The organism is Xenorhabdus griffiniae (assembly GCF_037265215.1).
Taxonomy (GTDB): Bacteria; Pseudomonadota; Gammaproteobacteria; order Enterobacterales; family Enterobacteriaceae; genus Xenorhabdus; species Xenorhabdus griffiniae.
On the sequence record NZ_CP147737.1, the window covers coordinates 2,775,545 to 2,799,553 of the forward strand.

Genomic DNA, 24,009 nt, shown 5'->3' on the forward strand with positions numbered 1-24,009 from the left:
ATAGGCATAACTTCATTTATTTTCAAACGGATGCAACAAATAAAAACCAAATAATTACACAAAGGAGTCATGATAATGTTACACGAAAACGCTTCACAAACTTCTTCAGTCGCTTGTAATAACCATTCTCTCTCCTTGTCTACCTATCCCCTCAGTTCTCCCCAGCAAGCCATCTGGTTTGATCAGGCAATTCATCCCAATTCTTCCAACTACAACCTCAGCATTTTTATCTGCATTGAAGGGGAATTGAATGAAACATTATTTGCCCGTGCCTTTGAATCTGTTGTTTACTGTCATGACACTCTGCGTTTGCAATTTCTCAACACCCACGCTTTACCCAGGCAAAAGGTTGTTCGTTCTCTCTCGGTAGCCGTGGATATACAGGATTTTTCATTGCATCCAGATGCTGAAACCAGAGCAAAGCAATACATGGATGACGAGTTCATACGTCCATTTCGCCTAAATGAAACACTGTGGCGTTCCAATTTATTGCGCGTCAGCAATAACTATCGGTACTGGCAATTTTGCTGTCATCATTTAGTCATTGATGGCACAGGTATGTTCATACTCACCAATCAGGTTATCGATGCCTATAATCGCCTGATGAATGGAGAAATCCTGAACAATTCTGCTCACTCTTATCTGGATTTTATTACGGATAACCTCAATTACCTGGCTTCTGAACACTACTCACACGATCAGCAATTTTGGTTAAAACGCTATGAAAACCAGCCTCCTCCCTTGCTCCAGCCGGCCAATTTCAATAACACGATAAACCATAAACAAACCAAGCCTGTTATTTGGGCCATCGACCAGGCTTTGTTTAAACGTATCGAAAAAGTAGCTGGCGGACAGGGATTGCCTTTCCTGCATTTCATGTATGCCATTCTGGCCTGCTACTTTGCACGAACAGCAGATGTCAATGACATTGTTATTGGTATTCCTGTGCACAACCGCAAAAATACGCGACAAAAATCCACGATGGGTATGTTCGCCTCCGTGCTCCCCATTGGCATCACCCTTTCGCCAGAGGATACGTTTCGTGATGTCATGCGCAAAGCTGCAACCGAAATGAGTCTTTGCCATGAGCATCAACGCTTTCCCATCGCAGAACTTAACCGACAAATACACGCGCGCCAACAAGCAGGAAATGCTCGATTATTTGATGTAACTTTATCTCTCGAACCCTTTAAAGCCAATTTGCATATGGCAGGAGAAGACGTCAGCGTCAAACAATTAGAACTACATTCCGGTGCCCCCTACCCTCTTTGTATCAGAATGAAGCAATACACAAACACCGCCCGTTCTGAAGAGACCTGTTCCCCGATTTCCATTGAGTTCTATTATTCTCCTGATTATCTGAGTAGCACGGAAGTTATAACGCTCCGCTCCCGTCTTGCTGTCCTGCTTGATGCCGCTCTCACTTCTCTGGCGATGCCTTCTCTTACGCAGACCAAAATAGCCAATCTGCCAATCCTGCCCGACATCGAGCATCAGCAGGTATTGGTGGATTTCAACGCCACCCACGCCGAGTTTCCGCAAGATACTCTGATTCATCAACTGTTCGAAACACAAGTACGGCGCACACCCAATGCCATTGCCGCGGTTTTTGAAGAGCAATCGTTAAGCTACGATGAACTAAATAAACGTGCCAATCGTCTGGCGCATCATCTGATTGCTCTCGGCGTACGTCCTGATGATCGAGTGGCAATTTGTATTGAGCGTAGTCTGGAAATGGTGATCGGTTTATTAGGTATCCTCAAGGCCGGTGGAGCTTTTGTTCCCCTTGATCCGACTTATCCAGCCACACGGCTGACCTATATGCTCAATGACTCCGCTCCCGTGGCGCTGATTACTCAAACAACGATGACAGAAATAGGGAATAGTCACCTGCCAACCATTCTGCTTGATATTCCAGACGATTCTGTTTTGGATGAAAAATCGGAAGAAAATCCAGAGGTTCAAACCTTGGGACTGACCTCCCGTCATCTGGCTTATGTTATCTATACTTCAGGCTCCACAGGGCAACCCAAAGGCGTCATGATCGAACATCGCAGTTTGTGTAACTTGATCACTACTCAGCAAGACATACTCACCATCTCTCCAGACAGTCGGATTTTGCAATTTGCCTCAAACAGTTTCGATGCCTGTATTTGGGAATGTTGTATGGCTCTGTTGGCGGGCGCTCGCCTTTACCTTGCCAGACGGGAAAACTTGCTGCCGGGAACAACGCTGTTTCACTACTTAGAGACTCACGCCATTACTCATGCCCTCTTATCCCCCACGGCTCTGGCAACTATGGACTCGCTTCCGGCAACCCTACAAACCTTAATAGTGGGAGGAGAAGCGTGTCCGCCTACGCTGACCAAACGCTGGGCGCAAGGACGACAGATGATCAATGCATATGGCCCGACGGAAGCCACTGTTTGTGCGACTCTTTGTCGATGTGAAAGTCAGGGAAATCATGCCCCGCCGATTGGTCGTCCCATCGCCAATACTCAGATCTATATCCTTGATATACACGGTCAACCCGTGCCGTGCGGAGTTGTGGGAGAAATATATATCGCTGGCGTCGCTGTTGCCCGCGGTTACTTGAACCGTCCTGAACTTACTGCTGAACGTTTTCTCATCAACCCGCTCGCTTCTGAGCACAATGCTCGTATGTACAAAACCGGTGATCTGGGACGTTGGCTCCCCGATGGCAAAATTGAATATCTCGGCCGTAATGATTTCCAGATCAAACTGCGTGGTTTCCGTATTGAGCTGGGAGAGATCGAAGCAAGACTGCGGCAATGCCACGGCGTACGTGAAGCCGTAGTATTACCTTGTGAAAAGCTGCCTTGTGAAAACAGTTCAGTAGCAAAACAGCTAGTTGCCTACTTATTACCGCAAACCGGTGTTGAACTGGAACCCATGGCATTAAGGCAGCAACTCGCACAACAGCTTGCAGAATACATGATACCCAGTGCCTTCGTGACACTTGATGCCTTTCCACTGACACCCAATGGCAAACTTGACCGTCAGGCGCTTCCCAAACCCGATCATACGGCAATCGTCACACGCAGTTATCAGGCGCCCATAGGTGAAGCAGAAACCCTTCTGAGTCAAATTTGGCAAATATTGCTTGGCGTGAAATATGTCAGCCGCTGCGATCACTTTTTCGAGCTTGGCGGGCACTCGCTGATAGCTGTTAGCCTGATCGAAAAACTACGTGAATTGGGATGGTGTCTTGATATTCAGGTTGTCTTCACTAAACCTGTCTTGAAAGAGATGGCAAAAGCGCTACTGTCGGTTCAAAAAGACACGGTTCCAGGGAATACAGAACAAGAAAATACCACGATATTCACTGTACCCCCCAATCTTATCCCTGACGGCTGTACTGCCATTACCCCCGACATGTTGACTTTAGTGTCCTTATCCCAGCACGAGATTGATGCCATCGCCGCGACCATCCCGGGTGGTGCGGCCAATATCCAGGATATTTATCCTCTCGCACCGCTACAGGAAGGAATTTTGTTCCATCATCTGTTGCAAAAACAGGGCGATACTTATCTGTTACGCGAGTTGCTTGCTTTCAACACCCGCGAACGGCTCGATACCTTTTTGGCAACCCTACAACGAGTCATTGACCGTCACGATATTCTGCACACTTCAATCTACTGGCAGGGGTTAGCACAGCCAGTCCAGGTCGTCTGGCGACAAGCAGCTTTGAACATTAATACATACTTACCCAATGACGAACAGGATATCCCTTGCCAATTACTGGCGCGTACCGATCCACAACAGTACCGTCTTGATGTGAGTCAGGCCCCCCTCTTCTCCGCTGATATCGCCTATAACCCGCATCAGGATGAATGGTTACTGGTTTTGTGTATCCATCATTTAGTCTGTGATCATGTCGCACTGGAACGCATCATTGATGAAATTGATGCATTATTACCTGACCATCGCGACAATGAACATCCTGACAACTGTCATGCTGAAAAATTACCTCCAATATTGCCTTATCGTAATTTTGTCGCCCAATGCCTGCATACGCCGGCTTCAGATCATGAAGTTTATTTTCATAAGGTACTCTCTGACATAGATGCACCAACAGCACCTTTCGGGATACTGGATATTCACAGTGAAGATAAGCAGATAACCGAGGCCAGACAGCCACTGAATATGGCGCTGTCCAGAGCCATTCGCACACAAGCCCGACGTCAGGGTGTCAGCCCCAGTATATTGTTTCATGTTGCTTTAGCGCTGGTGCTGGCAAAAACCAGTGGCCGCGACGATGTCGTCTTCGGTACGGTATTGTTGGGGCGTATGCAGGGCCGTACTGGCATCGATCAAATGATGGGGCTGCTTATCAATACGTTACCCATTCGGATCGGGCTGACAGATAATAGTGCACAAGCGAGCGTTCAAGAAACTTACCTCAATTTGATGAGGTTGCTGGAACACGAACAGGCAACACTGACACTGGCTCAACATTGCAGTAGCGTGATCCCTCCTTTGCCACTCTTTAACACACTACTCAACTATCGTCATAGCCAGGCGGATACGACCTTGGCTAAATGGGAAGGTGTGCGTCTGCTGATGGTAGAAGAGAGAATCAATTACCCTATTGGTTTATTTGTTGATGATTGGGGTGATGGATTTAGTTTGGTTGCTCAAACCGTATCGGACATCGATCCGATTCGTTTGATCGGCTATATGACGACTGCCCTGGCGGGACTGGTCGAAACACTGGAAACCTCACCCCACCAGCCTGTTTTGGCTATTTCGATTTTACCCAGCGCAGAACGCCAACAAGTGCTGGTGGATTTCAACACGCTTCCACCGTCTCCAGACTTTGTATTCTCTCAAAATACAGCAACCGACTTCTCACAAGACACATTTATTCATCAACTGTTTGAAAAGCAAGTACAGCAAAATCCCGATGCGATTGCTGTCATCTTTGAAGAGCAATCATTGAGTTATGTTGAACTGAACCGTCAAGCCAATTGTTTAGCGCATTATCTGATTACCTTGGGTGTCCGTCCTGATGATCGGGTAGCGATTTGTGCTGAACGCAGTCCCATCATGATGGTGGGATTACTCGCTATCCTTAAAGCTGGTGGGGCTTATGTCCCGCTCGATCCAGGCTATCCGACCGAACGACTGGCTTATATACTTGAAGATGCTGCTCCCGTTGCCTTACTCAGCCAAACGTTATTCAGTCAAACAATGTTAATCAATCGACTGACCAACGTACCCATTGTCGATCTCAGTAACCTTACATTCCTTACCACAAACATGCCAAGTAGCAACCCAGATCCCAAAGTGCTTGGCCTAACCTCACACCATCTGGCTTATGTGATTTATACCTCTGGTTCAACTGGTTTACCCAAAGGGGTTATGAACGAACACCGTAGTGTCGTGAATGGTCTGCTCTGGTCACAGAAGACTTATCAATTAACTCCGCAGGATCGGATCTTGCAGAAAACACCATTTAGTTTTGATGTTTCTGTTTGGGAGCTATTCCCACCCCTGATGTTTGGGGCCAAATTGATTCTGGCTCGCCCCGATGGTCATAAAGATCCGCACTATTTACGGTCTGAAATAGAAAAACACCGGATTACGCTTATCTACTTCGTGCCCGCCATGCTCCAGCAATTTGTCCATGCTATTCCTGCTGGTTGTTGTCCTTCCTTGCGTCATATTTTATGCAGTGGTGAAGAGTTTCCTTATGCCTTGCAGCAGAAATGTCTGTCCCATTTTGCTCACTGCCAGTTACACAATTTATATGGCCCAACTGAAGCTGCGATCCATGTCACCGCTTGGCAATGCGTGCCAGAACGGTATATCGGACGAGTACCGATTGGAAAGCCCATAGCCAATATCCAAATTTATTTGCTTGATAGTCACCAAAAACCCGTGCCAATCGGTGTTACAGGCGAGCTTTACATTGGCGGCATCGGTGTTGCCCGCGGTTATCTGAACCTTCCAGAGTTAACCACTGAACGCTTCCTTGCTGATCCTTTTTCTTCAGATCCTGATGCCCGCTTATACAAAAGTGGTGACCTGGCGCGTTGGTTGCCTGATGGCAATATTGAATATCTTGGCCGTAATGATTTTCAGGTCAAGATACGTGGTTTCCGTATCGAACTTGGTGAAATTGAGACGACATTAGCGCAATGTCGCGGTGTACGGGACGCGGTTGTGGTTGTCCGCGAAGAGACATCCAATGAAAAGCGGCTGGTTGCTTATCTGCTCGCCGAACCCAATGCGACACTGGTCCCCGCAGAACTACGCCAGCAACTGGCACAACACCTTGCCGAATATATGCTGCCTAGCGCCTTTGTCACGCTTGATGCTTTTCCATTAACACCCAATGGCAAAATCAACCGTCAGGCCCTGCCAATGCCAGATCAAACAGCACTCGCGACACGCAATTATGCAGCGCCCATCGGAGACATAGAAACAGCGCTGGCCGGAATTTGGCAAGAATTGCTGAAACTGGCACAAGTCGGTCGTCATGATCATTTCTTTGACCTTGGTGGTCATTCTTTGCTCGCCATTCAGCTTGCCGCACGAATACGCCAGAAACTGGCGCGAGAACTGCACTTGCAGCAACTCTTTTCCCATCCGGTTCTGGCCGATTTAGCTGCCTTGCTCATCGACACGCCTGTCACAGCGCAAATCGTTATTCCCGTTACCGATCGCAATCAACCGCTACCGCTTTCTTTCTCCCAGCAACGCTTGTGGTTCCTTGCCAGACTCAACAGCAAAGCCAATCTGGCCTATCATATTCCGATAATCCTGCATCTCAGCGGAAAGCTCGATCATACTGCGTTTACGGCTGCACTTGACCAACTCGTTAGCCGACATGAAAGTTTGCGCACCCGTTTTGTCCTGATTAATGACCAACCTTACCAACACATCGATAATGCAGACACGGGTTTTTCTCTCACCAGTCATGATCTGCGCAGGCTAGACGAAACGTCTCGTCTGAGCCGCATTAACGAATTAGCAGAACTTGAAACACAAACCCCATTCGATTTCGCTAATGAGCCAATGATTCGAGGTCATTTACTGCAACTGACTGATGAAGAACATGTGTTGATCCTTACCCAGCATCACATCATTACCGATGGCTGGTCAGTAGGAATCTTGTTCCGCGAGCTGAGTGCCCTCTATCGTACCGCGCAAGGGAAATGTGGCGATCCTTTACCTCACTTACCTATCCAGTATGCAGACTATGCCGTCTGGCAACAAAAATGGCTACGAGATGAGGCTCTGACTGCACAACGGGATTTCTGGCAGAAACAACTGCAAAACGCACCGACATTGCTGACTCTCCCGATTGATCACCCACGCCCGCCAGAACAAAGTTACACCGGCGCTTATGTGCCCGTTCACTTGAATGCTGATTTATTGTCGGCTCTCAAAGCGCTCGGACAACGGCAGGATGCCACATTATTTATGACCTTGCTTACAGCCTGGAGCATCGTGCTTGCCCGTTTGAGCGGACAAGATGATATTGTGATTGGCACCCCCGTTGCCAACCGTTCATTGAATGAACTTGAAGGCTTGATCGGCTTTTTTGCCAATACCCTGCCTGTACGTATCGAACTGGAACAATGCAACTCGGTGGCAAATCTACTCGCTCACGTTCGTAAACAGACGCTGGCAGCTTATGCACATCAAGATCTGCCTTTTGAACAATTGGTGGAAACCCTAAAACCCGAACGCAGCTTGAGCTACAACCCGATTTTTCAGGTTATGCTGGCCCTGAACAATACCCCCACTCAATCCCTTGAGTTACCGGGTTTATCTGTCTCGAAGATGGTGCCTCCACATCGCAGCGCGTATTTTGACCTGACACTGTCACTGACCGAAAGCCAGGATAGTCTCAGTGGTTATCTGGAATATGCATCAAGCCTGTTCGACCGGACGACAGTTGAACGCATGGTCAGTTATCTCAATAATGTACTGACTGCTATGACAACGAATGAAACACAGGCTATTGCTCACCTGCCAATGTTATCCGTTGCAGAACGCCAACAATTATTGGTTGATTTCAATGCGCCTCAAGCTGATTTTCCGCATAATACCTTGATTCATCAACTGTTCGAAACTCAGGTACAACGTACACCAGATGCTACGGCGGTGATCTTTGAAAAACAAACCTTAAGTTATGAAGAACTGAACTGCCGTGCCAACCAACTGGCACATCGTTTGATTGCTTTTGGTGTACGTCCCGATGACCGCGTAGCAATTCAGGTTGAACGGGGTTTGGACATGATCATTGGACTGTTTGGGATCTTAAAAGCCGGTGCCGGTTACATTCCGCTTGATCCAGAATACCCTGCCGAACGGCTGATTTATCAATTGTCAGACTGCAAACCTGCCATATTGCTGACTCAGAAACATTTACAGACACGCTTACCAATACAAGATATTCCCATCTGGCTGCTGGATGATGAAACTTACCAAGATAATCTGCAAAAACAGCCTGTTTATAACCCTGACAGCAGGCAAACAGGCGTTCAGCCGCATCATTTGGCCTATATCATCTACACTTCGGGTTCAACCGGTAACCCCAAAGGTGTCATGCTGGAACATCGCAATGTTGTCAGCCTTATCCATGCTCATTGCCAGATCAGTGAACCTGGTTTGGGGGATCGTATTCTGCAATTTGTGACTTTCGCGTTTGACATTTCAGTGTCAGATATTTTTCCTACCCTGGCATCGGGTGCCACGCTGGTTTTGCGTCCACCTTCTATCAAAATACCGAATAGCTCATTTGTTGATTTTTTACGTGAACAGAAAGTGACGATCATCAATATACCGACGGCTTTCTGGCATCATTGGGCTCAAGAAATGAAGGCAGGACGTGTCGGTTTCAGCCCCTATATACACACCGTGATTGTTGGCGGAGATAAAGTGGAATACCGCTATTTAATAGATTGGCTGTCGTGCCCGGAAACCCAATCCTGCCGCTGGTTCAACGCTTATGGTCCAACAGAAATTACCATCACTGCTACGGCTATGCAGATAGATAAAGAAATGGTGATAGATAAAAAATATGCTCCGCCTATCACTAACAATATTCCGATTGGCCGGCCACTGTCCAACACACGTATCTATATTTTGGATGCATTTTGTCAGCCAGTGCCTGTTGGCGTAAGTGGTGAAATCTATATCGGCGGAATGGGGGTCGCCCGTGGTTATTCCAACCAACCGGCGCTGACAGCAAAGAAATTTATTGTCGATCCCTTTAGCGAACATCCCAACGCTCGCATGTATAAGACCGGGGATTTGGCTCGCTGGCGATCTGACGGCAATATCGAGTACCTTGGTCGCAATGATTTTCAGATCAAGCTACGCGGCTACCGGATCGAACTGGGGGAAATTGAAACCAGATTGATGCAATGCCACGGCGTGCGTGAAGCTATCGTGCTTGCCCGTGAAGATAAGCTGGGTGATAAGCGCCTAATTGCTTATCTGATCGCCGAACCGAATATAAAACTGGCACCAACAGAGCTGCGCCAGCAACTCGCACAATATCTCGCCGACTATATGCTACCCAGTGCATTTGTGACACTGGATGCTTTTCCATTGGCTCCTAATGGCAAAATTAACCGCCAGGCACTACCGATGCCGGATCAGACATCCATTGCAACCCATAGTTATGAAGAGCCGCTCGGTGAAATGGAAATTGCCCTGGCTGAAATTTGGCAAGCTTTATTAGGACTGAAAAAAGTTGGGCGTTATGATCATTTCTTTGAACTTGGTGGGCATTCTCTGATGGTTATCAACCTGATTGAGCGGCTGCGCAATCGAGGTTGCCACCTTGATATTCGTACTGTATTTTCCACACCAACACTGGCTGAAATGGCGAAAATAATACAGGTAATTCAGGATGATGCCCCTTCGCTCACCGTGCCGCCCAATCTTATCCCGGCTGGTTGCACCGCCATCACGCCTGATATGCTGCCGCTGGTTTCTCTGACACAACGCGAGATTGATATTATCGCTGCAACTACGCCCCATGGTGTCAACAATATTCAGGATATCTATCCGCTTGCACCATTACAGGAAGGTATGCTGTTCCATCATCTACTGCAACCACAAGGAGATGCTTATCTGTTACATCTCCTGCTTGCTTTCAATACTCGCGAGCGTCTCGATGCTTTTCTGGCTGCTTTGCAACAGGTGATTAATCGTCACGATATTTTGCGTACTGCCATCTGCTGGCAGGGCTTAACACAGCCCGTTCAGGTGGTTTGGCGTCAGGCTTCTCTGCGCATCAGGACCTTTGTGCCCGATAACGATAAAGACGTGCCATCTCAATTGTTGGCACAGACAGATCCGTACCAACACCGACTCGATATCAGCCAGGCTCCGCTACTCTCTGCTGATATCGCACATGATCCGGATCAGGACGAGTGGTTGTTAGCGTTGTGTTGTCACCATATCCTTAATGACCATATCTCTTTGGATATTATCGTTGCCGAAATTAATGAACTCCTGCATCATCGTACGGAGCAATTACCGCCTGTATTACCGTACCGCCATTTTATCGCCCAATCCTTGCATATGCCGATGCCCGATCACGTAGCCTATTTCCGGAAAGTGCTCGCGGATGTGGATACGCCAACAACCCCGTTCGGCATATTGGATGTACACAGTGGAGACAGACCAGTCACTGAGACTAACAGGCCACTTGGTGCAGCACTGACTCGTGCTATTCGCAAACAGGCTCGCCGTCAAGGTGTTAGCCCTGGGATCCTGTTCCATGTTGCGTTAGCACAAGTGCTGGCAAAAATAAGTGGGCGAGATGATGTCGTCTTCGGAACAGTTTTGTCAGGGCGTATGCAAGGAAGTGCCGATATTGAGCGAATTCTGGGACTGTTTATCAACACCTTGCCCGTGCGGATCACACTTGCGGGGAACAGTACACAAGAAACCGTACAAACAACTTACCGCAGTTTGACGCAGTTACTTGAACATGAACAGGCACCCTTGGCGCTGGCTCAACGTTGCAGCGGAGTAGCACATCCTCTGCCGCTTTTTAATACACTCCTCAATTATCGCCATAGCCAACCGGATGTTACCAATACTCTATGGGAAGGTATACGTCTGGTAACAGGACGAGAAAGGACTAACTATCCCATCTATCTGGCTATAGATGATTTGGGTAAAGGCTTCCTGTTGACAGCTCAGACAATATCGGGAATCGATCCGGCACGCCTGATTGCTGAGATGACATCTGCTTTAGCAGATCTGGTAAAAACATTAGAAACCGAACCCCAAAAACCAATCATGAGTATTGCTACCCTGTCTGCCACAGAGCGCCAGCAGCTATTAACCGGTTTCAACGCTATTCAGGCTGAATTGCCGCAAAATGCACTGATATCACAATCTACTATTGGAACAACTTCCGGTTACGAAGCGCCCCTTGGTGATGTGGAAACTGCACTGGCTGAAATTTGGCAGAAATTGCTGAAACGAGAACAGATCGGTCGTTATGACAATTTCTTTGCATTAGGAGGTCATTCATTGATAGCAATACAATTGCTGGCTCGTATGCATGAGCAAGACATGGAAATTCCATTAGCAACCTTGTTCACTCATCCTACACTGTGTGAACTGGCCAGCGTTATAAGCCCAAATTGATACCATTGACCAAAACGAAATCAAGTGGTTCCACACCTCGTGGAGCCACTTTTCAGTCGATTACCTAACAGGCAATGTCTGCGGCAGACTTAATTAAAATTAGGTTGACCATTGGATGCATTAACCCCACCATCTATCGGCAAGTTCACCCCATTAATAAAACTGGCGTCTTCGCTGGCCAAAAATGCAATGGCTGCTGCCACTTCAGAAGGTTGGCCCGCTCTTTTTAACGGAATGCGGCTATCGAAATGCGCAAGGGTTTCATCATCAAAGCGAGCAACCATTGGCGTCAATACTAAGCTTGGGCAAACAGCATTGACACGAACCCCTTGTGAACCATGATCCAGTGCCATCGCGCGGGTTAAATTTACGACAGCGCCTTTGGCTGCGCAATAGTGAGCGCCACCCCAATCACCCCCCAAGCCTGATACCGAAGCATTATTGACAATACACCCTTTGCTTTTCAGTAAATGAGGCAAAGCAAAATAGCTACAATTGAGTACACCATTAAGATTCGTCGCCAGCGCGGCATTACCGTCTTCTTGTGATGTACTCAATAAATCACCAACCACATACAAACCTGCGTTGTTCACCAAAATATCTATCCGGCCAAAATGCCTGATTGTTTCATCAACCATATTTTTAGCCGATTCCCGATCCGCAACATCTGTCTGAATCACTAACGCTTTGTTTGATGACAATTCACTTAATACACGATTAAGCTTCTCTGTGTCCCGCCCAGCTAACACCACAATGGCACCTTCTTGTGAGAAACGCTTCGTTGTAGCCTCACCAATACCACTGCCTGCACCAGTAATAATGACAACTTTATTCTCAAATCGAATCATTTTATTATCCTTATTGATATATCTTCAAAGCTTACCGGTTAAATAGGTTTTCATAATACTGAGAGTATCAGATGTTGGAGTTCCTTACCCCGCGCGGCGCGCGGGGTAAGGAATACTCCTATCATTTTGAAACACTATTTAATATAAAATATCAGAGTCTTCCCTCAACAAAATTATATTAGTTAGCCACAATATAAAATATTACTTATTTAATATTAAATATAATGTACTTATTTATATACGCATTAAACTTCAAGTTGCAATTTACAACACGATATCACACGCATCTTGCAGTTAGATTGGTATATATCTGACAATTAAAGCCAAATAGGTTTTCATAATACTGAAAGTATCAGATGTTGGAGTTCCTTACTCCGCGCAGTGGGAAAATATAAAGCCTCGTCTCGTCTTGCGGATTGCAACTTGAAGTTTATCGAATATATATTGATGCTTGTTTTAGGTGCAAAAAATAAATTAGATTGATTAACCATGTACACTTTATCTTATATAAATAATTTTTTCGCAAGGAGTGCAATACCTAATTAATTCACCTACCTTAAGGGGAAAATGATGACATACAAACAACTTCACTCTCCCGAACCAAAATATCCATCATGGAAATCCAATGATGCTCCATTACTTATCATCCTTGGACAATCCAATAGCTATGGTCATGGCACACAATTGCCGCCAAATAAAAGGATTACTCAAGGTTTAAATAATGTATTCACACTATCCCTGCCAGAGGTTTATAACACTCATTTTTCCAAAATTCACTGGACAGGATTAACCAGCTTCGGAAGCGCCAATATTGGTGCTCCCGCTGGCTTACCTCGCGGTAACCAGGATCATCCTTATAACGCGGCCAACCGCTTTGCGAAATTTTGGCAAGATCATATCAATCAGGGCAATGCTCTGGATTTACCCGATCTTTACGTGATTTTGATGGGCTGGGGAGGACAAGGAATGTATCTAGATAATTACCCTGATAACCGCTGGGCACCGGAGCGTGATGCCAGAGATGTGGAATCCCTCTATCCCCGTGCAATTAGAACCTTACGCATGGCAATTCAATCATTGCGTAATATGGGCAAAAAACCGCGTATTTTGGCTATTCATTGGAATCAATGGGAAGCAGAAACAGAGAGTTTAGATGCAGCCAAAGCATCAGAGATAAATTTTATCCGCATTATTACCGGTATTAACAATGCTATCGGCTCGCACAATATTCCGTGGCGGTTATATTACCCACTCTCAGTCGCTTTTGATCCCATCAATACCAGCTATGTGCATGAAGCAATTAAAGCCGTTATTGCCGCAGCACCTAAATATCGTACTTTAATTGATGCAAGGAATTCGCCAAATTACACGGGCATCGCTTCTGAATATGGTGTCTTCCTATCCGATGAAATGCATTATAATGGCGAAACCCAAACCTGGTTCGCCCAACAAGAATGGGAACGGATTCTAACCGGTTATCGCGGCTATGAAATATAAATAATATGGCGGCTTATGCCACCATATAAATTAAGATATATACCCATCTCACTTCAAAATGCATATTGTTTCTCCCCGCGCAGCGGGGAGAAACAATGAGTTATGTTGTCTTATAATGAGCAACTTGAAAGGTAATGCGTATATACACATTAAACTTTAAGTTGCCATTTACAACACGATATGAAATGTGATGTCTCGCTGCTTCATGAGGAGACATCACACACATCTTGAAGTTAGATTGGTATAGTTTAACCGATTCTATTTAAGCCGCATTATTTTAGATATTCACCACTACGAAGGGCTTCAATACGTTTATCCAACGGCGGATGAGATAAGAACAACTCACTGAAACTTTTACCCTTACCATTAATGCAGAATGCCATCATGCTGCCCTCTTCCTGAGGTTCATAACTGGTCTTAAGACGTTGCAATGCAGCAATCATCTTTTCGCGACCAACCAATTTCGCTGATCCTGCATCCGCATGGAATTCACGGTAACGGGAGAACCACATAGTAATAATACTAGCCAAAATACCAAATACGATCTCCAACACCATGGAAAGCACCATGTAGACGATGGGATTACCATTACTGCTGCTTTCACTTTCATCATCGCTGCTGGAAAGGAAACTCGCAGCAGCCTGTGCAATAATACGTGAAATAAAGATGACGAATGTATTCACGACACCCTGCAACAATGTCATTGTTACCATATCACCATTAGCAATGTGGCTAATTTCATGAGCAATGACGGCTTCAGCTTCATCACGGCTCATATTGTTCAATAGCCCCGTACTAACAGCAACCAGAGAAGCATTACGGCGCGCTCCTGTAGCAAATGCGTTAATATCCAAGGCATCATAGATAGCCACTTGTGGCATAGTAATTCCAACTTGATCCGCCTGACGACGTACAGTTTCCATCAACCAGGCTTCAGTTTCGTTGGAAGGTTTTTCAATAACCTGACCACCAACAGAACGCAAAGCCATCCACTTCGACATTAACAAAGAAATGAATGCTCCACCAAAACCAAACAAACCAGCCATAATCATGAGGCCAGCAACACTGCTCCGCTGAACCCCTGTAAGTGAAAGTATTATTCCAAACACCACCATGACAGCAAGGTTTGTGAGAAGGAACAAGGCAATTCTCATCATATAAATTTGCTTCCTTTAATTATCAAACAGTTCAACTAAGAGTTAAGCCATAAGATGGGGATTCATCCCATATTATTCAAGTTTTTTAAGACGTTAAGCGATAGAATCAACATAACTTTACAATATGATAAAAAGGCCGACTAACAAGCCGACCTTTTATCTATAACGAAGTTTAAAACTACCTTGTTACAGCCATTTCAGCAGGCTGATGCGCCAAATCCAGGGCAATTTTTACAGATTCATCTAAATAAGGATCTGGCCCTTTATAATCTTTTGGCAAATCATCAAGCGACTTGAGCGTTTTTTTGTCTTCCCGTTTAAAGCGTTCATTAAGGCGATTCAATTTGATTGTTTCGTATTCCTTGTTTTCTTTCTCTCTTTGAGCATAGTTCAAGGAATAAACGCCCTTACGTTCTTTGATGACTTTATAGTAAGCAATATCCTGTTTGATATATTTAAATTCAGGATCATTAGCAATCCGTTGATTATGCAGCTTAGTCAATAGTGGCGTTAACTCTGAAATCACTTTCAAGGAAGTATAATGCGCAGGCTGAACGCTGTCCCAAGGTAACGCATTATCTTCTTGGCTTTCCCCTATTTCAGAAGGTTCTTCTCCTGTCGGCATAATGATATCAGGCGTTACCCCCTTAATCTGGGTACTGCCACCATTTATCCGATAAAATTTCTGGATCGTATATTGCACAGAACCAATTTCTGGCCATTCAGGCCGTAGCATTTGATCATAAATACGGTTCAAAGGGCGATATTGCTGAACTGTACCTTTACCGAAAGAGGGATCTCCCACGATCAGTCCACGGCCATAATCTTGCATGGCCGCTGCAAAAATTTCAGAGGCAGAAGCACTTCTGTTGTCAATCAGAACAACCAGAGGACCTTTATAATATACGGCTTCATCTGTATCTGCCTCCACTTTCACTCTACCAGTATTGTCCCGAACCTGGACAACCGGACCAGTAGGAATAAATAAACCAGATAACGATACAGCTTCGGTTAATACTCCACCACCATTGCCACGCAAATCAATAACAATCGAGGAAACCCTCTGTTTAGTGAGTTTCTGCAACTGCACTTTTACATTGTTAGTCAAGCCGACATAGAAACTTGGTATATCCAGAATACCAACCTTCTCTTTCCCTACCGTTTTTACTGACATCTTGACAGCACGATCTTCAAGGCGGATATTCTCGCGGGTTAAGGTAACAATGTGGTTTTTTGCCCCTTTTGTGCTTGGTATGATTTCAAGGCGAACTTTACTCCCCTTCGGCCCTTTAATAAGAGCAACAACATCTTCCAAACGCCATCCAACAACATCGACAATGGGCTTACCTGCTTGCCCAACACCAATGATTTTATCTCCAACTTTCAATAAATTGCTTTTGGCCGCCGGACCGCCTGCGAGCAATGAATTAATGGCAATATACTCATCATCGTATTGTAAAGCAGCACCGATACCCTCAAGAGATAAGCTCATTTCTGAATTAAACTGTTCTGTCTCACGAGGTGAGAGATAACTGGTATGCGGATCTATTTCACGGGCAAAAGCCATCATGATGCTTTGAAAAACATCCTCACTCTTGGTTTGTGTGAGGCGTTTTAATAACGTCCGATAACGCTTAGTCAGGGTTTCTTTAATTTCTTTATCATCTTTTTTGCCGGATAACTTGAGGTTTATCCAATCAAATTTGATTTTGGCATCCCAAAGCCTATCCAACTCTTCAACACTCTTTGGCCATGGTGCTTTGATGCGGTCAGTTTCAATAGTGTCATGACCGTTTAAGTCAACGGGTTGTTCTAAACGGGAGAGCACATATTGATAACGTTCAAAGCGGCGCTTTTGCATCAGATTAAAGAGATCATAAGGAAGTTTTAGATCGCCATTTTCAAGCTCTTTTCCTAATTTTCCCTTTTGAGGCGCGAATGGAGCGATATCAGATGCTAAAAAAACATTATGTCCATAATCCAGTTGATTCAGGTAACGATCAAAAATTTTTCCTGAAAAATCTGCATCCAGATAAAACTGGCGATAATGAGAACGAAGGAAGCGGGAAACAATCCGCTTACTTACAGTGGAATGCTGTGGTTCCGGTTTTAAATCTGGCAGTTGGCTCAGACTGATAACAGCCGTATTGTGATCATTAATGACATTGGCGTTAGTAGCGTGGCTACCACTCGCAACATTATCATTAATAGTATCTGCATAACCTATACTAGAAAATGATAGACCTAAAACGAAAGCCAATGTAATGAGTTTGTTCATGCCCAAGTTGGCCTCCGTATCAGAACTTTAAGTGTTCTGCGCGTACAATCATTGCCAAACCAGTAGGTAACTGCACTCTGACACCATCTTTTGCAATTTCAAGCACAGATGCATCCATTAAGCTTTTTCCTACGTTTACTTTGATAGTCTGACCGACTGTCAAAGAGGATACGTCAGTGACTGAGTTTAACTCAGGTTGTGCAATTTTTTTTATGGTTTTATCTGCCGGTTTACGCGATTGTTGCGAGCGATTTTGCGAACGCACTGGACGTTTTTCACTATCACCAGCTCTCTTTTGATGTCGAGGAGCCGGTTTTTTATTCACAGGGCGTTCAGTTTTCTTGTCAGATACGTTTTCAGTTTCACGTTTCTTGGCACGCTGTTCAGATCGTTGAGCCTGTACTCGTGCTTTCGCTTCTGCCAATTGTTGACGCGCATGTTCAATATGTTCAATTTCCAGCTCGCCACACATGTTTCCGTCAAGGTCAACACGCTGGGCTCCTTCTTTTACACCATAGAGATAACGCCAACTGGAGGTATACAAGCGCAAAGCAGAACGAAGCTGTGTTTTACTCAAACACTCCTCATCCTTAATACGTTCAACGATGTCCTGGAAGATCCCGATCTTCAAAGGACGTGCTTCACCTTCTGCTACAAAACAAAGCGGGAAGCGCTCAGCCAAGAAAGCAATGACTTCTTTACTACTGTTCAACTTAGGTTGATTTTCCATGAAATTTCCTGATTACAACGGTTTTGCCAACCAGCGCAGGCATGAACAGGCGACATTATAATAGCGTTGCTGATAAATGCCACGTTATACGTATGTTAAGTTACGTTCTGTTGTTGATATTTTGACACAACACATTGTTCCAAATGGTTACAAAGCCTGATAACTAGCGCTTTCAAGCCATTTTCATCATTCTCGTCAAACCGATCAAAAACCGTGCTATCAATATCCAAAACGCCAATAACTTGCCCATTAACTTCTAAAGGAAGCACAATTTCAGCATTACTGGTGGCATCGCAGGCTATATGACCGGGAAAAGCATGCACATCAGAAATACGCTGTATACACTTACTTGCAACAGCCGTTCCGCATACACCCTTTCCTACAGGAATACGAACGCAGGCGATCTTACCCTGAAATGGCCCTAATACTAGGGTATCATCATCAACTAAATAAAAACCAACCCAATTAACATTACTCAAACGTTCGTATAACAACGCACTTGTGTTAGCAAGAGAAGCGATAAGATCGTATTCCCCTGATAGCAAGGCCATCAGACTATCTGCTAGCTCTTGATAAAATTCATTCTTATCCATAAGCTCCTACGCAATAGACAATATTTAACAAAATAGAAACAATTATTTCACGCAAAATTTTTACCATATTTAACAGACTATTTCTAAGCATAATCTGCCACTATGATTTAAATTTTCTTTCAGAATACCGTCTCTCTTCCTGAATTTAAATTTTCTTTAATTATTTTTACCAGTATTCACTTATAAAATTTAGGGAGATATCACAGCTTATTTAAAAACTAACGTGACTTGCATCAGGATAGTGTCTTGTGACTTTAAGCACACGCAAAAAAAGGCCGAGTTTACTCCTCTACTCGGCCTAGGGAAAATAGCTCTATTAAAGAGCCTTGCGCTAAAAGTTGCTATTGAGACGTAGAACAACTTACGACTTAAAGCGTAGTTGACATACAATGATTTACCAAATTTTAACCATTATCGGTGGGATGGATGGTCACATAGAGCCAATGCCGCTTTCTGGAAAGGTTCAACACTCATTTTTTGATTGGGATGATCGGGGTCATTTAAGAGGATTGTCTCTAATGATGATGCAATCACTTTATTAGCTTGCATCAGTTGTATTGCGCGATCATTCAACGGATATTGCATCAACGTGCTGGGATTTATCACAAACAACGCGCCATCTGCCCGACAATCAAGCATGACCTCTTCGCGAGTAAATGCCCACTGTTTGCCAAACTGTAGCTTGCTAATGGTTTTTATTGGTGCAGCCACTCCCTGAAAAGAGAGAAGCAAAAGAGGCAAAGCCCAAAATAGTCGTTTCATTATCTTTCCCCTGATAGATACGTGCCGTGATTTTATCGTTAATTTTCCTGTTCATGTACCCAAATCTGCACCAATCATTACGCAGGCGGTTGCGTTGCAAAAATCGCTACGCATAACAGTGCCGTTGTACCCAGAATAATTTCCAAACAGCTATTGATTATCAATTGCTGATAGCTCCTTTTCTGCTTCAATTTGGGAACGAGAATATAGCGGTTAATCAAAGCCAAAAGAACCATTCCAATAACCAGCACTATTTTTAACCATAACATGGATTGGTATTCTGACAGATCACGACTGAAAATGGGCCAATCTGGAATAAGAATCACACTACTCACAATGCCTGTCACAATCACCAGAAACACGGCAAAATGCCCATAAAGAGAGAATTTCCGCATGGCTATTACACTATCTGCATATAAGTCAGTCGCATTAGGCGATAAGCTTGTTTCTGCTGGCGGCCGTAATCGCAAGAATTGCAGACACACTAAGAATGGCCACAATCCACCAAACCAGTAACCTGCACTGAGTAAATGGATAACCTGATTGGCTTGAAGTAATAGCCCTATGCTTCCTTCATACATAGCTGCATGTCCAATGAAAGCATGGCTTGAAAGTAAAATAATTGAGCAACCTAACAACAGGAAATTTCTGACCTTAATATTGGAAAGGAACAATCCCCCCACAGCTAGTGCAGCTATTAATAACTGCCATCTCCAGACTTGCCCAAAAGAGGTTCCCAAGACTGCCAGCCAAATATCCAGAGCATAAATATCGTGCCAGCCATCCCCCATTAATCCAGTCTGCACAATAAACCAGATAATTGAAGTTATCAAAGCCAGCACGGTGCTGATTAATACTCCAATTTTTAACCGTTCTCCCATTAGGATCGAAAAATGCCCGGAAACAATTACGGTGAATAAGCTAAGGCCGAACATCAACATGACGACCACAAAATGAGAGAAACGGCAGAATATGTATAGCGCCTCTAGAGAGATCATTATCTTACGGTAAAACTATAAACGCCTTTGGTTTTATGGCCATCGACAGAGAGTACACTCCAGTCAACACTGTATTTTCCCGCAGTAAGTTTACCTTCAACTGGCAGGATTAACTTGGTTTTGGTTTCAGGATCGAGTTCCAACTTACCTGTTTTAACTACAGCTTTTTCTGGACCAATCAATTTTACCTTACTAAATCCCAGTTCAATACGTTCTGAGAAGTTCAAGGTGATAGTTTGTGGAGCAGCTTCAACCGTTGTATTTTCTGCGGGAGTCTGATCTTTCAAATGTGCATGGGCCAAAGCCTGCTGACAAGATATGCCGACAAACAGAACCACAAGCGCCGATAATTTGGTCCAGAATGAGCGGAGGTTAAGAATAAACATATAGATAACCCTTTAATATGTAGATGAATTTTTATGCTTGAAGGGAGATTCTATACCAAAAAATCTGTTTAATCTGCGGTAATTGACGAGTAATGTCCTGACCTGTGAGACACTACGCAAAAAATGGAGATCATAGAGATAAGATCATAGAGATAAAAGAGGAAGAGCCGTAACCCCAGTTTCATAATGCATGAAAAAACACGCAAAGAAACGGGTGTTACGGTAGAAAAACAATCAGGCGTGTGCCGGTGCCATAGACAATCCCTTAAGCTCTTTATCCAGCAGGAACAGCGCTTTTCCGCCTTCACCCACCATATCCAATTTGTCCAGAATGGATTTGAACAATTTCTCTTCTTCATGCTGTTCAGCAACATACCACTGCAAGAAATTAAAAGTAGAGTAATCTTGTGTCGTCATCGCTACATGGGCAAGCTTATTAATCTCTTCTGTGATCAGTTTTTCATGCTCATAAGTCTGATTAAATACATCAGAGATAGACTTGAATTCTACAGGAGGAGCCTGAATAGCACCTAATACAGGCATTGAACCCGTGTCACCCAAATAATCAAACAAGCGTTGCATATGTTGCATTTCTTCCTGTGAGTGAGTCTTTAAAAACGCTGCTGCGCCTTCATATCCCTTATCACTACACCATGCACTCATTTGCAGATATAAATTCGCAGAATAAAACTCCAGATTTAATTGCTCATTTAATTTTTTGATCATTTCTTGTTTTAACATCAGCCAACTCTCCCAATAATTCATTAAACTTGGCGTATTATGCCAATTAAAATCACATAATACAAAAACAAAATAAAAACAAATAATTGATTGATAAATAACAGTTTATTTATAAATCCCAACAAGAATAAATCTCATTAAATATCAGGAAATAAGAATCAGTTTTATTTAATTAGTTTTTTATTCAAAAAAAACATTTTTAATAAAAATGAGAATTGATATTATTTATGTTTATTATATCAATCCAACTTCAAGATGCGTGTTATATTTCCCCGCCTCGTCTTGCGGATTGCAACTTGCTAAACAAAAAAGAGTCGATTAATTTTCTTATTAGAGAAAGTTAAAATGAGTTTTCAGAGAGGCCAAAATGGAACATAACTTAGCCAAATTATCTAAAGATGAGATGGATAAAGTCAATGTTGATTTAGCAGCATCCGGTGTTGCTTTCAAAGAACGTTATAACATGCCTGTTATTCCTGACACGGTTGAACAATCACAACCAGCCCATCTGCGGGAATATTTCCAACAACGTTTACAGCACTATCGCCAGCAATCAAGAGTACTGTCACGCCTGCCTTATGAGCCTAAAAACCGCTAAGGGAATCCGATGAGCAAAGATAACCACCACTTTTCTGGTGGTTATCTTATTCCAGCTAATTTATTTTCCAACAAATTTATCAGTCGCCTTAATGAGTTGGTGTAAAATACCGGCTTCATCAAAAGAGTGCCCAGCACCTTCCACAATATGCAATTCTGCTTCCGGCCACGCTTTTGCCAAATCCCATGCATTCTGTATCTGACATGCCATATCATAGCGACCATGGATAATCACCGCAGGGATATGTCTGATCACATCAATATGATCCAGTAATTGCTGAGTTTCATCCATAAAACCATTATTGATAAAGTAATGGTTTTCAATGCGTGCAAACGCCAAAGCAAAATTATCTTCGGCAAAAGTCGCTGAATTTGCAGAAGGCAGCAGTGTTACCGTTTCGCCTTCCCAAAGACTCCATAAACGGGCCGCTTCCAACCGGACTTGCAAATCTTCACTGGTCAGCCGTTTGTTATAGGCGGCGATGACATCTTTACGCTCTTCTTCTGACAGGATCGACAAGGTCCGTTCCCATTTTTCCGGGAAAAAGTGAGAAGCGCCTTCTTGATAATACCAGTGCAACTCTTGTGGGCGGAGCAAGAAAATCCCTCTTAACACTAATTCTGACACGCTATTCGGGTGTTTTTCAGCATAGGCCAAAGACAGTGTTGATCCCCATGAACCGCCAAAAACCAACCACTTTTCAACGCCCATAAGATGGCGCAGCCGTTCAAGATCCGCTATCAAATGCCATGTTGTATTATTTTCCAGGCTAGCATGGGGCTTAGAACGCCCACAGCCACGCTGATCAAATAACATAATATGATAGCGTTCAGGATCGAATAACTGACGATGATAGTTTGCTATCCCACCACCAGGGCCACCATGGATGAATACCGCGGGTTTACCTCTTGGGTTACCGCACAATTCCCAATAAATTTGGTGCCCATCTCCCGTATCCAGATACCCTGTTTGATATGCATCATAAGCGGGATAGAGTTTCCGTTGTTCCGTCATAAAGCCCTCTCAGTGTTTAAACAAAACGGGATACTCTCCAGTATCCCGTACATATTTAAAGAAAAGATAGCATGACAAATTATTTACTTTATTTCACCATAACTGATAGTTTCTTGTTGACAATCAATGATGACATTGTAACTTTTATCTTTTTTCGTACCGCGGACGATTAACGGAACCTGCAATGCGTCCTGATCACCCGTAATATCATTGACATTTACCCACGCAATCGGTTTTGCCGTGCCTAATTGCTTTCTGTCTTTATCCCAGCGATTAATACGATTTTGTAAAAAATCTTGTTTAACCTGCGCTGCCACTTGATCTTTGGTTAAATTTTTACAAGAAATAAACTTCGCCACACGCTCATTATCAGCAGCGCTGGCAATAAACGAAACAGACAACAGAACACCCGCACTCAATAAACTAATACGACGAATAAATTGACTTTCTTTCATGTTACCCTCCTATTACCATTCAAACAGTATGGATTAAAAGTTGCGATAAATTAACATGTCGTAGAAAGCAATTATGTGAGTTTTGTTAAAAATGCGTTGCAACTAGTTTTCATCATCTTCAAATAAAACAGGGATCTGCTCATGGTTTCGGTGCGTTTCGCGTAATTCCTGAGCAACAATAGCAATGGCTTCTCCGCTGCCCATTCCTTCGGAAATAAGCTGGTGGATCCTCTCTACGGCCGCTTGTTGCTCTTCATGGGATAATGCTGGCATACCTGAAAACATCGTTATAACCTCAAA

The 24,009-nt window shown here is 44.1% G+C and carries 15 protein-coding genes; 3 read left to right on the plus strand and 12 right to left on the minus strand.

Features of this window, described 5'->3' with window-relative positions:
- Nucleotides 1-75: 75 nt before the first annotated feature.
- On the plus strand, nt 76-11,652 hold the full coding sequence (locus WDV75_RS12115) for a non-ribosomal peptide synthetase (RefSeq protein ID WP_273557969.1): 11,577 nt from the start codon (nt 76-78) through the stop codon (nt 11,650-11,652).
- Between the two features lie 89 nt (nt 11,653-11,741).
- Here the strand turns inward: WDV75_RS12115 and WDV75_RS12120 are convergent, their stop codons facing one another.
- The gene (locus tag WDV75_RS12120; protein WP_273557970.1) at nt 11,742-12,500 is read right to left on the minus strand and encodes an SDR family NAD(P)-dependent oxidoreductase; all 759 of its coding nucleotides are present in this window, start codon (nt 12,498-12,500) and stop codon (nt 11,742-11,744) included.
- A gap of 567 nt (nt 12,501-13,067) precedes the next feature.
- Here WDV75_RS12120 and WDV75_RS12125 point away from each other — a divergent pair.
- Nucleotides 13,068-13,997, plus strand: a complete 930-nt coding sequence (locus WDV75_RS12125) for a hypothetical protein (RefSeq protein ID WP_273557971.1) — start codon at nt 13,068-13,070, stop codon at nt 13,995-13,997.
- A 272-nt stretch (nt 13,998-14,269) separates the two neighbouring features.
- On the opposite strand, the gene htpX is transcribed toward WDV75_RS12125, so the two are convergent.
- The 8 genes from htpX to ftnA all read right to left on the minus strand — a co-directional run bounded on the left by htpX (nt 14,270) and on the right by ftnA (nt 21,642).
- On the minus strand, nt 14,270-15,154 hold the full coding sequence (gene htpX, locus WDV75_RS12130; protein WP_273557972.1) for a protease HtpX: 885 nt from the start codon (nt 15,152-15,154) through the stop codon (nt 14,270-14,272).
- Nucleotides 15,155-15,332: 178 nt separating this feature from the next.
- Complete coding sequence (gene prc, locus WDV75_RS12135; protein WP_273557973.1) at nt 15,333-17,432, minus strand: carboxy terminal-processing peptidase; 2,100 nt, start codon at nt 17,430-17,432, stop codon at nt 15,333-15,335.
- Nucleotides 17,433-17,451: 19 nt separating this feature from the next.
- Nucleotides 17,452-18,162, minus strand: coding sequence for an RNA chaperone ProQ (gene proQ / locus WDV75_RS12140; RefSeq protein ID WP_273557974.1), 711 nt, complete (start codon nt 18,160-18,162; stop codon nt 17,452-17,454).
- Nucleotides 18,163-18,257: 95 nt separating this feature from the next.
- Nucleotides 18,258-18,755 (minus strand): GAF domain-containing protein, encoded by a 498-nt coding sequence (locus WDV75_RS12145; RefSeq protein WP_273557975.1) that lies wholly within the window; start codon nt 18,753-18,755, stop codon nt 18,258-18,260.
- Nucleotides 18,756-19,166: 411 nt separating this feature from the next.
- On the minus strand, nt 19,167-19,517 hold the full coding sequence (locus WDV75_RS12150) for a YebY family protein (protein ID WP_273557976.1): 351 nt from the start codon (nt 19,515-19,517) through the stop codon (nt 19,167-19,169).
- 77 nt (nt 19,518-19,594) lie between these two features.
- The gene (copD, locus tag WDV75_RS12155; protein WP_273557977.1) at nt 19,595-20,515 is read right to left on the minus strand and encodes a copper homeostasis membrane protein CopD; all 921 of its coding nucleotides are present in this window, start codon (nt 20,513-20,515) and stop codon (nt 19,595-19,597) included.
- Nucleotides 20,515-20,901: a copper homeostasis periplasmic binding protein CopC gene (copC, locus tag WDV75_RS12160; RefSeq protein ID WP_273557978.1), complete on the minus strand. Its 387-nt coding sequence runs from the start codon at nt 20,899-20,901 to the stop codon at nt 20,515-20,517. Before copC ends, copD begins: the two co-directional genes overlap by 1 nt.
- A gap of 234 nt (nt 20,902-21,135) precedes the next feature.
- The gene (gene ftnA, locus WDV75_RS12165) at nt 21,136-21,642 is read right to left on the minus strand and encodes a non-heme ferritin (RefSeq protein WP_189759205.1); all 507 of its coding nucleotides are present in this window, start codon (nt 21,640-21,642) and stop codon (nt 21,136-21,138) included.
- Between the two features lie 367 nt (nt 21,643-22,009).
- On the opposite strand from ftnA, the gene WDV75_RS12170 reads away from it, so the two are divergent.
- Entirely contained in the window at nt 22,010-22,240 is a 231-nt protein-coding gene (locus WDV75_RS12170; protein ID WP_189759206.1) for a DNA polymerase III subunit theta, read from the plus strand.
- A 60-nt stretch (nt 22,241-22,300) separates the two neighbouring features.
- Here the strand turns inward: WDV75_RS12170 and pip are convergent, their stop codons facing one another.
- The 3 genes from pip to WDV75_RS12185 all read right to left on the minus strand — a co-directional run bounded on the left by pip (nt 22,301) and on the right by WDV75_RS12185 (nt 23,994).
- Nucleotides 22,301-23,254, minus strand: coding sequence for a prolyl aminopeptidase (gene pip, locus WDV75_RS12175; RefSeq protein WP_273557979.1), 954 nt, complete (start codon nt 23,252-23,254; stop codon nt 22,301-22,303).
- Between the two features lie 83 nt (nt 23,255-23,337).
- Entirely contained in the window at nt 23,338-23,709 is a 372-nt protein-coding gene (gene yebF, locus WDV75_RS12180) for a protein YebF (protein ID WP_273557980.1), read from the minus strand.
- A gap of 102 nt (nt 23,710-23,811) precedes the next feature.
- Nucleotides 23,812-23,994 carry a YoaH family protein gene (locus tag WDV75_RS12185; protein ID WP_273557981.1) on the minus strand — a complete coding sequence of 61 codons (183 nt, stop codon included), beginning with the start codon at nt 23,992-23,994 and terminating at the stop codon, nt 23,812-23,814.
- Between the last annotated feature and the right edge of the window lie 15 nt (nt 23,995-24,009).